12 protein-coding genes are annotated in these 12664 nt (G+C 65.7%); 7 read left to right on the top strand and 5 right to left on the bottom strand.

Going from position 1 to position 12664, the window contains the following annotated elements; genetic code table 11:
• Positions 1 to 67: 67 nt before the first annotated feature.
• Complete coding sequence (locus ACP15K_RS10055; RefSeq protein ID WP_193142993.1) at positions 68 to 1324, bottom strand: ABC transporter substrate-binding protein; 1257 nt, start codon at positions 1322 to 1324, stop codon at positions 68 to 70.
• Positions 1325 to 1358: 34 nt separating this feature from the next.
• Positions 1359 to 2246: an N-acetylmuramic acid 6-phosphate etherase gene (locus ACP15K_RS10050; protein WP_424990432.1), complete on the bottom strand. Its 888-nt coding sequence runs from the start codon at positions 2244 to 2246 to the stop codon at positions 1359 to 1361.
• Between the two features lie 191 nt (positions 2247 to 2437).
• Between ACP15K_RS10050 and ACP15K_RS10045 the strand changes: the two genes are divergently transcribed.
• From ACP15K_RS10045 to nagA, 4 genes are read left to right on the top strand one after another with little or no spacing between them, the layout of a single operon-like run.
• Entirely contained in the window at positions 2438 to 3289 is an 852-nt protein-coding gene (locus ACP15K_RS10045) for a BadF/BadG/BcrA/BcrD ATPase family protein (RefSeq protein WP_424990431.1), read from the top strand.
• Positions 3286 to 4044 carry a GntR family transcriptional regulator gene (locus ACP15K_RS10040; RefSeq protein ID WP_424990430.1) on the top strand — a complete coding sequence of 253 codons (759 nt, stop codon included), beginning with the start codon at positions 3286 to 3288 and terminating at the stop codon, positions 4042 to 4044. The genes ACP15K_RS10045 and ACP15K_RS10040 overlap by 4 nt, the downstream gene beginning before the upstream one ends.
• A 2-nt stretch (positions 4045 to 4046) precedes the next feature.
• Entirely contained in the window at positions 4047 to 5075 is a 1029-nt protein-coding gene (locus tag ACP15K_RS10035; RefSeq protein WP_424990429.1) for an SIS domain-containing protein, read from the top strand.
• Positions 5072 to 6211, top strand: coding sequence for an N-acetylglucosamine-6-phosphate deacetylase (nagA, locus tag ACP15K_RS10030; RefSeq protein ID WP_193142989.1), 1140 nt, complete (start codon positions 5072 to 5074; stop codon positions 6209 to 6211). The genes ACP15K_RS10035 and nagA overlap by 4 nt, the downstream gene beginning before the upstream one ends.
• Before the next feature lie 124 nt (positions 6212 to 6335).
• Here the strand turns inward: nagA and ACP15K_RS10025 are convergent, their stop codons facing one another.
• The 3 genes from ACP15K_RS10025 to ACP15K_RS10015 all read right to left on the bottom strand — a co-directional run bounded on the left by ACP15K_RS10025 (position 6336) and on the right by ACP15K_RS10015 (position 9142).
• Positions 6336 to 7352, bottom strand: coding sequence for an EamA family transporter (locus ACP15K_RS10025; protein WP_424990428.1), 1017 nt, complete (start codon positions 7350 to 7352; stop codon positions 6336 to 6338).
• A 174-nt stretch (positions 7353 to 7526) separates the two neighbouring features.
• Positions 7527 to 8150: an NAD(P)H:quinone oxidoreductase gene (gene wrbA / locus ACP15K_RS10020; protein ID WP_193142987.1), complete on the bottom strand. Its 624-nt coding sequence runs from the start codon at positions 8148 to 8150 to the stop codon at positions 7527 to 7529.
• A gap of 104 nt (positions 8151 to 8254) precedes the next feature.
• Positions 8255 to 9142 (bottom strand): LysR family transcriptional regulator, encoded by an 888-nt coding sequence (locus tag ACP15K_RS10015; RefSeq protein WP_193142986.1) that lies wholly within the window; start codon positions 9140 to 9142, stop codon positions 8255 to 8257.
• Between the two features lie 210 nt (positions 9143 to 9352).
• Between ACP15K_RS10015 and ACP15K_RS10010 the strand changes: the two genes are divergently transcribed.
• Genes ACP15K_RS10010 through ACP15K_RS10000 form a run of 3 tightly spaced genes read left to right on the top strand, consistent with a single transcriptional unit; the run spans position 9353 to position 12644 of the window.
• Complete coding sequence (locus ACP15K_RS10010; RefSeq protein WP_424990427.1) at positions 9353 to 10357, top strand: Gfo/Idh/MocA family protein; 1005 nt, start codon at positions 9353 to 9355, stop codon at positions 10355 to 10357.
• Entirely contained in the window at positions 10354 to 11121 is a 768-nt protein-coding gene (locus ACP15K_RS10005; protein WP_424990426.1) for an enoyl-CoA hydratase/isomerase family protein, read from the top strand. The genes ACP15K_RS10010 and ACP15K_RS10005 overlap by 4 nt, the downstream gene beginning before the upstream one ends.
• 2 nt (positions 11122 to 11123) lie before the next feature.
• The gene (locus ACP15K_RS10000) at positions 11124 to 12644 is read left to right on the top strand and encodes an aldehyde dehydrogenase family protein (protein ID WP_424990425.1); all 1521 of its coding nucleotides are present in this window, start codon (positions 11124 to 11126) and stop codon (positions 12642 to 12644) included.
• Positions 12645 to 12664: the final 20 nt, after the last annotated feature.

Genomic DNA, 12664 nt, shown 5'->3' with positions numbered 1-12664 from the left:
TTCGAAATGTCGGGGGGGGAGGGGGTCCCCGGGCGGAGAGATGCGCCCGGGGCAGGTCAGGCCGCGCTTATTGCTGCGGGGCGTACCAGCTGGCGAGGCCGTTCTGCAGACGCTGGGCCGCGTCTTCGGGGCTTTCTTCGCCCTTGATCACGGCGACCGAGGCGTTCCAGGTCTCGTTTTCCAGGTTCGGCGTGCCGCGCGACAGGATCTGGTAGGTCGACCGGATCGAGCTTTCGCACTTGTCGCGCCACGAGATGAACTCCTGCGCGAGCGGATCGTCCAGTTCGACCGGCGCGTTGGACAGCGGGAAGAAGCCCGGTAGCGCGTTGGCGAAGATGTTCGAGAACTCCGACGAGGCCACCCAGTTCAGGAAGGTGCGGGCCGCTTCGGGATTCTCGGAGGCGGCGTTCATGCCGATGCCGATGTCGGTGTGATCCGAGATATAGCAGGTGTCGCCCGCATTCGGGACCGGCGGGTTGAAGGCGCCCATTTCGAAATCGGCCTGCGCGTTGAAGCCCGAGATTTCCCACGATCCGGCCGGATAGATGGCGGCGCGGCCCAGGGTGAAGATGTTCTGGCTGTCGGGATAGGTCTGCGCCTCATAGCCGTAACCCAGGTAGTCGCCCCATTTGGCCAGTTGGCGGAACGGTGCGATCCAGCCTTCGTCGGTGAGCGATTGTTCGCCCGCGATCAGCGCGTTGCGGCCTTCTTCGCCCTTCCAGTAGTTCGGACCGATGTTGTTGTAGCCCATGGTGGCGGCTTCCCACTGGTCATTGGTGCCCATCGCCATCGGGGTATAACCGCCGTCTTCCTTGATCGCGTCCAGCACTGCGAAGAATTCGGCTTCGGTGGTGGGAACTTCCAGGCCAAGCTCGGCAAAGGCATCCTTGTTGTAGATGAAGCCGTGGATCACCGAGGCCATCGGCACGCAGTAGGTGGCGCTGCCGTCATCGGTGGACCAGCCCGACTTGGCCACGTCCGAGAAGTTGGCCATGCCGTCAAGGTCGCTCAGATTGGCCAGGTGGCCCGCGTCATACAGCGCCAGCGAGGCGTCGAAGGGGCGGCAGGTGATGATGTCGCCGGCCGAGCCCGCGTCCAGTTTGGAGTTCAGAACGGCGTTGTATTCCGCCGGGGCCGAGGGGGTGAACTTCAGCTTGATGCCGGGATGCTCGGCTTCGAACGCCGGGATGATCTTGTCCTGCCAGATGGTCAGGTCGTCGTTGCGCCAGCTTTCGATGATCAGCTCGGCATCCTGCGCCATGGCGGCAGTGCCGCCCAGCAGCGTGGTGACAAGCAGCGCGCCTTTCAGTGTGTTGAGTTTCATGTCTCTCTCCCTTGGGTTGGTCGTTCGATAAGGTTCAGGGTGTCTGTGCGGCCGCGGTCAAGCAAGCGCGAAGTCGTCCGCCTGCGTCGGCCAGCATCCGGCGGGCGGTGTCGGGATCATGGCCCGACGCCACCAGAACGGCGCATTTGGTGTTCCAGTCGCAGGCCTTCAGGGCCTCTTGTGCCGCCTCGGGCGAGACGCCGGTGATGCGGCTGACAATGGTGGCCGCGCGCTTGCGCAGCTTGATGTTGTCGGGGATCAGGTTGACCATCAGCCCGTCATGCACATGGCCCATCAGGATGCCGGCCTGCGTCGACATCATGTTCAGCGCCACTTTCTGTGCGGTGCCGGCGCCAAGACGGGTCGAGCCTTCGATGATTTCCGGACCTGTCGGCAGCGCGATGGCCACATCGGCCAGGGTCAAAAGCCGCGAGCCGGGCACATTGGCGATGGCCACGACCGTCTGGCCGCGCTTCAGCGCGGCTTCGGCAAAGGCGATGGCAAAAGGGGTGGTGCCGCTGGCGCTGACCACGATGGCCAGGTCGCCGGGCTGCATGGTGGCGACGGCGGCAAGCGCATCGGCGGTGCCATCTTCCGTGTCGCCGGGCATGGCGCCGTCGGCAGGCACCCCGCCGGCCATGCAGATGCGGATTTGATCCTGTGCAACCCCGAAGGTGCCGGGCATCTCGCTGGCATCGGCAAGTGCCATCAGGCCCGAGCTTCCCGCCGCGGCCCAGAACACCCGATGTCCGCCCGACAGGGCCCCGGCCAGATGTACCGCCGCGATGTCGATGGCAGGTTTCGCATGGGCAACCGCAGCCACCGCTGCCTGTTGAGAGGCCAGCATGGCCGACAAGGCGTCGCCCCGCGACAGGGCGTCGAGGGGCATTGTGCCGGATGCGGTGGGCGGCGTGATGCGCAAGCTGATTCCTCCTTCAAGTGCCACAACAATACCTAAACAATACCTTTTGTCTACCAATTATTTCCAAAACCGCCAATGCCGCCCGGAACCGCTTGTTGTGGCCTGATCCGGCCGGAATTTCTGTTGGATTGGCTGTATAGGTATGGTAAAGGTATCTTATGAGCAGCCAAACAAAATACCAAACATGTGCCGTGGATGGCGGCGGAACCGGATGCCGGGCCGTGATCGGGCGCTCGGACGGCGTGATTCTGGCGCGGGCCGCAGGCGGCCCTGCCAACTATACAACCAATCCCATACAAGCCGCCGAAAACCTGCAAAAAGCGGTGGACGAGGCGCTGTCCTTGGCCGGATCCGACGCGCTGCCGCTGGAACGGACCGTGGCGCATGTGGGATTGGCCGGGATCATGTGCGAAGACGATTCGCAGGCGCTGGCGGCGCAACTGCCCTTCGCGCGTTGCTCGGTCTCCGATGATCGGCTGACCTCGGCCCTGGGCGGGCTGGGCGACCGGGATGGCGCGCTTCTGGCTATCGGCACCGGCTCTTTCGCGGCGGGCCGACGCGGAGGTTCGGTGCGGTTTCTGGGCGGCTATGGCTTCAAGGCCGGCGATCAGGCCTCGGGCGCCTGGCTGGGGCGGGAACTGTTGTGCCAGACGCTGCTGGCCTGTGACGGGCTGGCCGCGCCTTCGGACCTGACGCGTGCGGTCTTCGCCCGCTTCGACGAAAAGATCCATCGGCTGGCAACCTATTCGGCCACCTCTGACCCATCGCAATACGCCGGTTTCGCGCCGCAGATCGTGCAGGCCGCCAAGGATGGCGATGCCGTGGGCCAGCGGCTGATGGAAGGCGGGGCCGCCTATCTGAACGCGGCGCTGGACGCACTTGCACTGAAGGAAACGGATGTCCTGTGCCTGATCGGCGGGCTTGGGCCGCATTACGCGCCCTATCTTGCGCCCCGCTACCAGGCGCGGATCTGTCAGCCCCAGGGCACGGCATTGGATGGGGCCATGACGCTGGCCCGTGAACTTCTGGAGACAGTGGCATGACCGTGGCAGAATTCCTTGATCCCGAAGGCTGGTTCCATCTTGGTGCCGGACCCCGCTACATGCAGTTGTGGCAGCGCCTGAACGACGGCGTGTCGCGCGGCATCCTGCAGCCCGGCAGCCCGCTGCCCGCCGAGCGCGAGATCGCCGCGATCACCCAGATGTCGCGGGTCACCGTCCGCAAGGCGTTCCAGATGCTGGCCGACGAAGGCACCATCATCCAGAAGCAGGGCTCGGGCTCCTTCGTGGCGTCAAAACCCGAACGGATCGAGCAGAACCTGTCGCGGCTGACCTCGTTTTCCGAGGACATGACCCGGCGCGGTAAGACCTCGACCTCACGCTTCCTGGAGCGCGGCTTCTTCATGCCCTCCCCGGACGAGATCACCTCGCTGGGCCTGTCGTCCGAAGATTCGGTGGCGCGGATCGTGCGTCTGCGCATGGCCGATGGCGAGCCGATGGCGATCGAACGGGCTTCGCTGCCCACGGACATCCTGCCCAATCCGCTGTCAGTCGAGACCTCTCTTTACGAAGTGCTGGAGCGTGACGGGTTCCGTCCGGTCCGTGCGCTGCAGAAGATTTCCGCCATCAACCTGTCGGCCAAGGATGCCGAGCTTCTGGCGGTGCCGGTCGGCGATGCCGGCCTGATGATCGACCGGACCTCGTACCTGGAAAACGGGCGCGTGGCCGAGTTCACCCAATCCCTCTATCGCGGCGACGCCTACAACTTCGTTGCCGAACTCAGACTCTCAAAGGAATAGCCATGACGTCCCAGACTCATATGCGACGCGAGATCCTGGAAATCCCCTCGGTCGTCGAAACCCTGCTGTCCCGTGAGCAGGCCAACATGCAGGCCGCCGCCCGGATGCTGGAAGAGCGCGACCCGGCCTATCTGATCTCGGTGGCGCGCGGATCCTCGGATCACGCGGCGACCTTTTTCAAATACGCCGCCGAGCTGACCGCCGGTGTGCCCGTGGCTTCGGTCGGGCCGTCGATTGCGTCGATCTATGAAAAGAAGCTCAAGCTGCAAGGCGCGGCCTGTCTGGCGGTGTCCCAGTCGGGAAAAAGTCCCGACATCGTGCGCATGGCTGAAATGGCAGGCGAGGCCGGGGCGCTGACATTCGCCATGACCAACCATGCCGACAGCGATCTGGCCAATGTCAGCAACCACACGCTGAACTTGCAGGCCGGCGCCGAGCTGAGCGTGGCGGCGACCAAGACTTTCGTGACCTCGGTGGTCTCGGCCCTGTGGCTGCTGGCCGAATGGCAGCGCGACGCGGCGTTGCTGGCCGCCATTCACAAGCTGCCGCAAGCACTGGAAAAGGCGGTTATCCTGGATTGGAGCGCGCTTGGCGAGCAGATCGCCTCGCAATCCTCGTTGTTCTGCCTGGGCCGAGGCACCACGCTGGCGATGTCCAACGAGGCGGCGCTGAAATTCAAGGAAACCTGCCAGTTGCACGCCGAATCCTATTCCTCGGCCGAGGTGCTGCACGGGCCGGTCTCGATCGTCGATCAGGGCTTCCCGGTGATCGCCCTGGCCGCCGCCGATCAGGCCGAACAGGCGCTGGTGGACGTGGCCGACCAGATCGCGGACAAGGGCGCGATGGTCTTTGCCACCTCGGACAAGGTACGCCGGGCTTCGCGTCTGCCGGTGGCGGCCACGGCGCATCCGCTGACCGACCCGATTTCGCTGATCTCGTCGTTCTACGCGCTGGTCGAACAAGTGGCGGTGTCGCGCGGGGTCAACCCGGACGAGCCGCGCCACCTCAAGAAAGTGACGGAAACAGTATGAGCACACATGCCTACCTGGGTGCAGGGATCTTTGACGGAACCAAGCTGCACAGCGATCGGGCGCTGGTTCTGGATGGCGACCGGGTGCAGGGAATTGTTGCACCCGATGCCATCCCCGCAGGCGCCGCGATCACCGAACTGGATGGCGGCACGCTGCTGTCGGGGTTTATCGACCTTCAGGTGAACGGCGGCGGCGGGGTCATGTTCAACGACGACACCACCGCCGAGGGCGTGGCCGCCATTGCCGCCGCCCATGCCACCACCGGTACGCGCGCGTTGCTGCCGACGCTGATCACCGACACGCCCGCGCGCACCCGCGCGGCGGTCGATGCCGTGGAAACCGCCATCGCCCGTGGCGTGGCGGGCGTCGTCGGCATCCATCTGGAAGGTCCGCATCTGTCCATCGCCCGCAAGGGCGCGCATGATCCGGCTCTGATCCGCCCGATGGAAGAGGATGACGCGGCCTTCCTGTGCGATGCCGCCCGGCGCCTGCCCAACGTGATGGTCACCGTCGCCTGCGAAAACGTGACCCCCGACCAGATCGCCCGGCTGACCGGGGCCGGGGTGATCGTGTCGCTGGGCCACACCGATTGCAGCCGGGATCAGGCCGAAGCCGCCTTTGCCGCCGGGGCCAGTTGCGTCACCCACCTGTTCAACGCCATGAGCCAGCTGGGCAATCGCGAACCCGGTCTGGTGGGCGCAACCCTGTCGACGCCGCAGGTTTCGGCGGGGCTGATCGCGGATGGCATCCATGTGCATCCCTCAAGCATGGCAGTGGCGCTGTCGGCCAAGCAGGCGCCGGGCAGTGTTTTCCTGGTGACCGATGCCATGTCCACCGTCGGCTCGGACATCACCGAGTTTCACCTCAACGGCCGTCGTGTGCTGCGCCGCGACGGGCGCCTGACGCTGGAAGATGGCACGCTGGCCGGTGCGGATCTGGATTTTCCCACCGCCTTGTCGGTGCTGATCGACAAGGTGGGCATCGCGCCTGCCCGAGCCTACGCCATGGCCACATCCATGCCTGCCGCCGTTCTGCGCGACGCCAAGGGGCTTGGCCGGATCGCCGCTGGGGCCGCCCTGTCGGCGATCTATCTGGATCGGGCGGGCCGGTATCGCGGAGATGTCCTGTCTGCATGACGGCACCGTCACCGAATGGCCGTTCGTGGGCCGGCGGTGACGGAAGGTCAGCCATGCACCGAAAGCATGACGGGCTTGCATATTAGTTTGTTGCCGCACTGCAGCGAGACGACTAGGTTCCTACTCAACGGATCGCAGTGATCCTGAAAGTTTCCGGCAGCTCCTCCTCCTCCCTGGGCTGCGGAAAATCTGCGGCGGCCCCTATCCTCCTCCCGGGGGTCGCCGCTTCTTTTCCCTCGATACCGCCAATCCACCGAACCCGCCGCGACACCGCCTGCTTTCGCGTTTCGGGTCTTTTTCTGTTGGCGGCTTGCCCGACCCAGACAGCGATCAGCACAATTGCCGCGCCGGTCATCTGCATGCCGCTCAGCGCCTGACCCAGCACGACCCAGCCCAGCAGTACCGCGGTCAGCGGGCTCATCATGCCCAGGATTGATGCGGTGCCGGGGTCAAGCCGCGCAATCCCGCGAAACCACAGCCAATAGCTGAACGCGGCCCCGATCAGGCCCAGCCACAGCAACCCGGCCCAGGCTGGCGCTGACAAGCGGGGCAGCGCCGGTTCAAACAGCAACGCCACCGGCAACAGCAGAACGCCCCCTGCCGTCAATTGCCAGGCCGTGAAGCTGAGCGCCGAAACCGGCGGCTGCCATTTGCGGCTGAGCACCGTGCCCACCGCCATCGACGCGGCCCCGCCCAGTCCGGCGGCAATGCCCAGCGGATCCAGCGTGGCCTTTGGACCCAGCACCAGAAGTGCGACGCCGAGTATCCCGGCCATCGCCGCCCCAACGGCCAGTGGCCGCACCGGGGTGCCCAGCAGCCCGCGGGACAGGGCGATGACCATCAAGGTCTGCGTCGCGCCCAGTGTTGCCGCCACCACGCCGGGAAGGCGGTGCGCGGTCACGAACAGCAGCGTCCAGAACACCGCGAAATTCAGCGCGCCCAGCAGCAATGTCCGGCCAAGCCAGTCGCGTGGGGGCAGGCAGCGCGTCAGCGCCAGCAACAGCAGCCCGGCCGGCAAAGCGCGCGCCATGGCAAGGGTCAGCGGGTAGCCCTGCGGCAGGGCCTCGGTGGTGACGATATAGGTGCTGCCCCAGATGGCCGGAGCAAGGGCGGTGAGCATCAGGTCGGAGGTGCGGGACATGGGAGCCTCGTTTGGGTCAATAGCGAAGGTAGGATCCAAGGCGCGGATCGGGTGGCCGGGGCGGCAGGCCGATATCGCGCATCTCGTGCGGGTTCAGGGTGTGGGGCGTGGCGGGCAGGATCCGCTGCCGTGCCCAAGGGCGGAGCTTTCGAAGAAATCGACGCATGACGGGGCTCAAGCCACTTGCGCCGGGGCTGCGGCGACGGTCAGTTTGCTGGCGATCCGCGCCACATGCGCCCCCTGATAGCGTGCACCATCCAGATCGGTTTGCGTCGGGTGCAGGCTGCCATCGGCCCCGGCAATGGTGCCCGCGCCGTAGGGCGCACCGCCGATGATGCCCGTGCTGTTGGTCTGACCGGCAAAGCTGTAGGGCAGACCGACGATCACCATGCCGAAATGCATCAGCGGGATCTGCGTGGACAGCAGGGTCGCCTCATGGCCGCCGTGCTGCGAGCCGGTCGAGGCGAACACAGCCCCGACCTTGCCTTCCAGCGCATTGCGCGCCCAGAGGCCACCGGCCTGATCCAGAAACTGCTTCATCTGTCCCGCCATCATTCCAAAACGCGTGGGGGTGCCGAAGATGATGGCGTCATAGCGGGCCAGATCGGCGGGGCTGGCTTCGGGCGTGTCATCCGCGACGAACCCGGCGGCGCGTCGGGCCGCTTCGGGCATGGTTTCGGGGATGCGGCGCAGGTCGACGTGACAGCCGGGAACCGACCGGGCGCCATCGGCCTCGGCCCACGCCAGGGTGCGCACATGGCCGTAGCTGGAATAGTAGAGAACAAGAATGCGGGTCATCTGGGGCCTCTTTCGGGTGTTGTGATGCCCGCGAAGATGGCCTTGATGGGCCGTCGGATTGAGACGGCCTGCCGCAAATGACTTTTCAGCCCGCGTGAAGAATGTCAGCCCGACAGGGTGGCGCGCAGGTGGTCAAGGAAGGCAGCCACCTTGGCCTCGCCGCCGGCCTGCGCGTTGGTCACCGCATAGATGTGCCGCATGGGGAGTTCGTGCGCCGGCAGGACCCGCACCAGCGCGCCTTGCTGTTCGGCGGGGTCGGCGATGAAATCGGGCAGGGTGCCGATGCCCATGCCCGCCACCAGAAGATCGCGCAGGACAAGGCTGCTGCCCACCTTCAGCCGTGGGGTGGTCTCGACCGGGCGTGCGCCCTGTGGCCCGTGCAGGTGCCAGGTCGAGGTGTGATCGGCCAGCAGGAAGCCGATGGTGTCATGACCGGCAAGATCATCGGGTGTATCCGGGGTGCCACGCCGCTCCAGATAGGAGCGTGCGGCATAGATCCGTTGATGCACCTCGCCGATCCGCCGTGCCCGCAGGCCGCTGTCGGGCAGGGTCGCACGCACCCGGATCGACAGGTCGAAGCCGCCTTCGATCATGTCCACGACCTGATCGTCCAGCGACAGGGTGACCTGCAGATCCGGGTGCCGGTCCAGAAACGCAGGCAGGATCGGGGCCAGCACCATCTGCCCGAATGACCCCGGCGCATTGATCCTGAGATGCCCCCGCACGACGCCGGACCGGGTGCGGAGACGATCCTCGGCGCGGGTCACGGCCTGCAGGATCTCTTGTGCATCCTGATAGTAGTCCCGCCCCGGATCGGTCAGCGCCATGCGCCGGGTGGAGCGGGTCAGCAGCGTACAGCCCAGGCTTTCCTCCAGCAGCTTGAGTTCCCGGCTCAGCAGGGCGGGGGACACGCCCAGATCCTCGGCGGCACGGGAAATGCTGCCGCGTTCGACAATGCGGCAATAGGCTTGCATGACCGAGAGCTTGTCCATGAGGGTCCTCCGGGCGGCGTGTCTTGCGGTTGGGGTCAGCATTTCAGCTTTGCCCTACGCTGGCAAAACCTGTGCATCCGGCAGCGTTGCTGGTTGGCCCAAGGGAGGTTCCGGAAAAACTGTTGACAGGTCCGATCAGCCTGCTCTACGCATTTGGAACGATCCAATAAGAGATCGACAAAGATTGTTAGCGATCACCGGGGGGATGGCATGAATTGGACGCTGGTCGGCGCAAGCACAATTGCGGCGCAATACATGATCGATGCGATCCGGGCCGTTGGCGGAGGAGAGATCCGTCACGTGATCAGCGGATCGGCGGATCATGCCGCAACCTATGCCAAGCACCACGGCATTCCATTCGCCGGAACGGATCTGGATCAGGCGTTGGCCGATCCCGAGGTTGCGGCGGTCTATATTTCATCCACCAACGAAAAGCACTTTGCGCAGGCCATGGCCGCGATCCGGGCGGGCAAGCATGTACTGTGCGAAAAGCCCCTTGCCATGACCCCGCAAGACGCCCGCGAAATGGTTCTGGCCGCCGAGGCCGCCGGCGTGGTGTTTGCAACCAACCACCACCTGCGCTGCGCTGGCAGTCATCAGGCAATCCGCGATGTCATCAAGGCTGGCCGCATCGGGCGGGTCTTGTCGCTGCGGATCCATCACGCGGTAGAGCTTCCGGGCAACCTGCAAACCTGGCGCATCAATGCAGCCGGCAGTGGCGGCGGGGTGATCCCGGACATCACCGTGCATGATGCCGATGTGGTGCGCTTTCTGACGGGCGAGGATCCCGTCCGCGTGACGGCCATGATGGCCGCCAGCGGCATGGGGCAGGGGGTCGAGGATTCTGCCATGTCGGTCTGGGCGCTGCCCTCGGGCGCCATGGTGATGTCGCATGAAAGCTTCACCCATCCGTTCGCCGGCACCGGGATCGAGGTACACGGCACCGAAGGCTCTATCTTCGCCCGCGATGTGATGACCCAACGCCCCATCGGTTCTGTCGAACTGGTCACCGGGGCGGGGCGCGACGCCGTGCCCTTCCCGGATCACAACCTTTACGAATACGGCGTGCGCCGCTTTGTCGAAGCGACCAGGGGCCAGGGCACGCCTGCCGCGACCGGTTGGGACGGGGTGCACTCTCTGACCATCGCGCTGGCGGTGCGCGAGGCCGCCGAAACCGGGCAGACCGTCACCATCGCGTCTCCGGGGGTGGCATGAGCCGGGTTCACCTTGACGTCGCGGGCCGTGTTGCCGAAATCCGCCTCGACAACCCGGCCAAGATGAATGCGCTGGATCACCAGATGATCGCGCAACTCTCGGCCCATATCGACACCGTCGAACGCAATCGCGACCTTGCCTGCGTGCTGGTCACCGCCCAGGGCGACAAGGCCTTCTGCACCGGGGCCGACATTGCGGCCTGGGGTGGGCTGGATCCGGCGGAATTCGCCCGCCACTGGGTGCGCGATGGCCACCGGGTGCTGGGGCGACTGGCGCAATTGTCCAAGCCCACCATCGCGGTTCTGAACGGCCACGCCTTCGGCGGCGGGTTGGAACTGGCTGCTGCCTGCGACCTGCGCCTCATGGCGCCGCAAGCGACGCTGGCCCTGCCCGAAGCCGGGGTCGGGATCGTGCCGGGGTGGTCCGGCACCCAACGGCTGGCCCGCCTGATCCCCGAACCCGTGCTGAAGGAAATGGCGCTGTTTGGCCGCCGGATCAGCGCGGAACGGGCCTGCCAGATCGGCTTTGTCGCCGAGGTGAGCGAGGATCTTCGCGGTCTGGCGGCGACCCTGGCCGACCGCGCCGCACGCTTGTCGCCTCGGGCGGTCGAAATCACCAAGTCGATGATCCACGCCGCACGGGGTGAAGATCCCGCCGCCATGATCGAGGCGCTTGGCTCGGCCGCCATCGCTGCCACCGAGGATCGCGCCGAAGGCGTCGCCGCCTTTGCCGAACGCCGCAAACCCCAGTTTTCAGGGACCTGAGCATGACCGATCTGAACATCATCGCGGCCACCGGCGCGCCGCTTCCGGCCCAACCTTTCACGGGGCGCCACCTGATCGGGGGCGACTGGGTCGACAGTGCCGACGGGGCCACCTTCGACCGTCATTCGCCCGCGCATGGCACATTGGTCAGCCGCTCGGCCCAAGGGGGCGAAGCCGAAACCGATGCCGCCGTCGCCGCGGCCCGCGCGGCTTTCGATGCGGGGGTCTGGAGCCGGATCTCGGGCAAGGAACGCGCGGCGATGCTGCTGCGCGTGGCCGATCTGATCGAGGCCAATGTCGACGAAATCTCGGTCTGGGAAACGCTGGAAAGCGGCAAGCCCATCAGCCAGTCACGCGGCGAGGTCGGCGGCGCGGCGGATCTGTGGCGCTATGCGGCGTCGCTGGCGCGCACCTTGAAGGGCGACAGCCACAACACGCTGGGCGAGGACATGCTGGGCGTGATCCTGAAGGAACCCATCGGTGTGGTGTCGATCATCACCCCGTGGAATTTCCCGTTCTGGATCCTCAGCCAGAAACTGCCCTTCGCGCTGGCTGCGGGCTGCACCTGCGTGATCAAACCGTCCGAGATGACGCCCACCACCACCGTGCGCATGGGCGAATTGCTGGTCGAGGCCGGAATGCCCGCCGGGGTCGTCAACATCGTGCTGGGCCACGGTCTGCCCGTGGGCGCGCGGTTGTCCGATCATCCCGAGGTGGACATGGTGACCTTCACCGGCTCGACCGCTGTCGGCAAGACGATCTCGGCCACCGCCGCCGGAACCCTGAAGAAGGTCGCGCTGGAACTGGGCGGCAAGAACCCGCAGGTGATCTTTCCTGACGCGGATCTGGACGGGGCCGCCGATGCGGTGACCTTCGGGGTCTATTTCAACGCGGGCGAATGCTGCAATTCCAGCAGCCGGATCCTTGTGCACGAAGACATTGCCGGGGCGTTCATCGACAAGGTCGTGGCCCTGTCGCGGCGGGTGGCCTTTGGCGATCCGATGGATCCCCAGACCCAGGTCGGCGCCATCGTCACGCCCGAACACAATGCCAAGATCGACGGCTATGTGCGGCAGGCCGAGGCCGCCGGGGCGAAAATCTGCCTGGGCGGCGGCGTGCTGACCGTGCCGGGCCTGGACGGGCAATTCTACCAGCCCACAGTGGTGGCAAGTGTCACCCCGGACATGCCGATTGCCCGCGACGAAGTCTTCGGACCGGTGCTGTCGGTGCTGACCTTCCGCACGCTGGATGAGGCGCTGGCCATCGTCAATGACGCCACCTACGGCCTGTCGGCGGGGGTCTGGAGCGACAGCATCCATACCTGCCTCGACTTCGCCCGCCGTGCGCAGGCCGGCACGATCTGGACCAACACATGGATGGACGGCTTCCCGGAAATGACGTTTGGTGGGATGAAGCAATCGGGACAGGGCCGCGAGATCGGCTCTTATGGGCTGGAAGAATTTCTTGAGATCAAGACCCTGGCCATGCGGATCGGAAAGACCCGCGGACCCTGGGTCAGATAAAGCCGGGAAAAACCCGGTAC

The organism is Fluviibacterium sp. S390 (assembly GCF_049800695.1).
Taxonomy (GTDB): domain Bacteria; phylum Pseudomonadota; class Alphaproteobacteria; order Rhodobacterales; family Rhodobacteraceae; genus Meridianimarinicoccus.
Note: the sequence above shows the minus strand (reverse complement) of the source record. Positions and strands in the feature narration are given on the sequence as shown.

What these genes read in the sequence shown, in the direction of transcription:
- wrbA (WP_193142987.1), bottom strand. Translation starts at nt 8,150, where the DNA reads ATGACCCGCATTCTTGTTCTCTACTATTCCAGCTACGGCCATGTGCGC.
- ACP15K_RS10040 (WP_424990430.1), top strand. Translation starts at nt 3,286, where the DNA reads ATGACCGTGGCAGAATTCCTTGATCCCGAAGGCTGGTTCCATCTTGGT.
- ACP15K_RS10025 (WP_424990428.1), bottom strand. Translation starts at nt 7,352, where the DNA reads ATGTCCCGCACCTCCGACCTGATGCTCACCGCCCTTGCTCCGGCCATC.
- ACP15K_RS10010 (WP_424990427.1), top strand. Translation starts at nt 9,353, where the DNA reads ATGAATTGGACGCTGGTCGGCGCAAGCACAATTGCGGCGCAATACATG.
- ACP15K_RS10015 (WP_193142986.1), bottom strand. Translation starts at nt 9,142, where the DNA reads ATGGACAAGCTCTCGGTCATGCAAGCCTATTGCCGCATTGTCGAACGC.
- ACP15K_RS10055 (WP_193142993.1), bottom strand. Translation starts at nt 1,324, where the DNA reads ATGAAACTCAACACACTGAAAGGCGCGCTGCTTGTCACCACGCTGCTG.
- ACP15K_RS10000 (WP_424990425.1), top strand. Translation starts at nt 11,124, where the DNA reads ATGACCGATCTGAACATCATCGCGGCCACCGGCGCGCCGCTTCCGGCC.
- ACP15K_RS10035 (WP_424990429.1), top strand. Translation starts at nt 4,047, where the DNA reads ATGACGTCCCAGACTCATATGCGACGCGAGATCCTGGAAATCCCCTCG.
- nagA (WP_193142989.1), top strand. Translation starts at nt 5,072, where the DNA reads ATGAGCACACATGCCTACCTGGGTGCAGGGATCTTTGACGGAACCAAG.
- ACP15K_RS10005 (WP_424990426.1), top strand. Translation starts at nt 10,354, where the DNA reads ATGAGCCGGGTTCACCTTGACGTCGCGGGCCGTGTTGCCGAAATCCGC.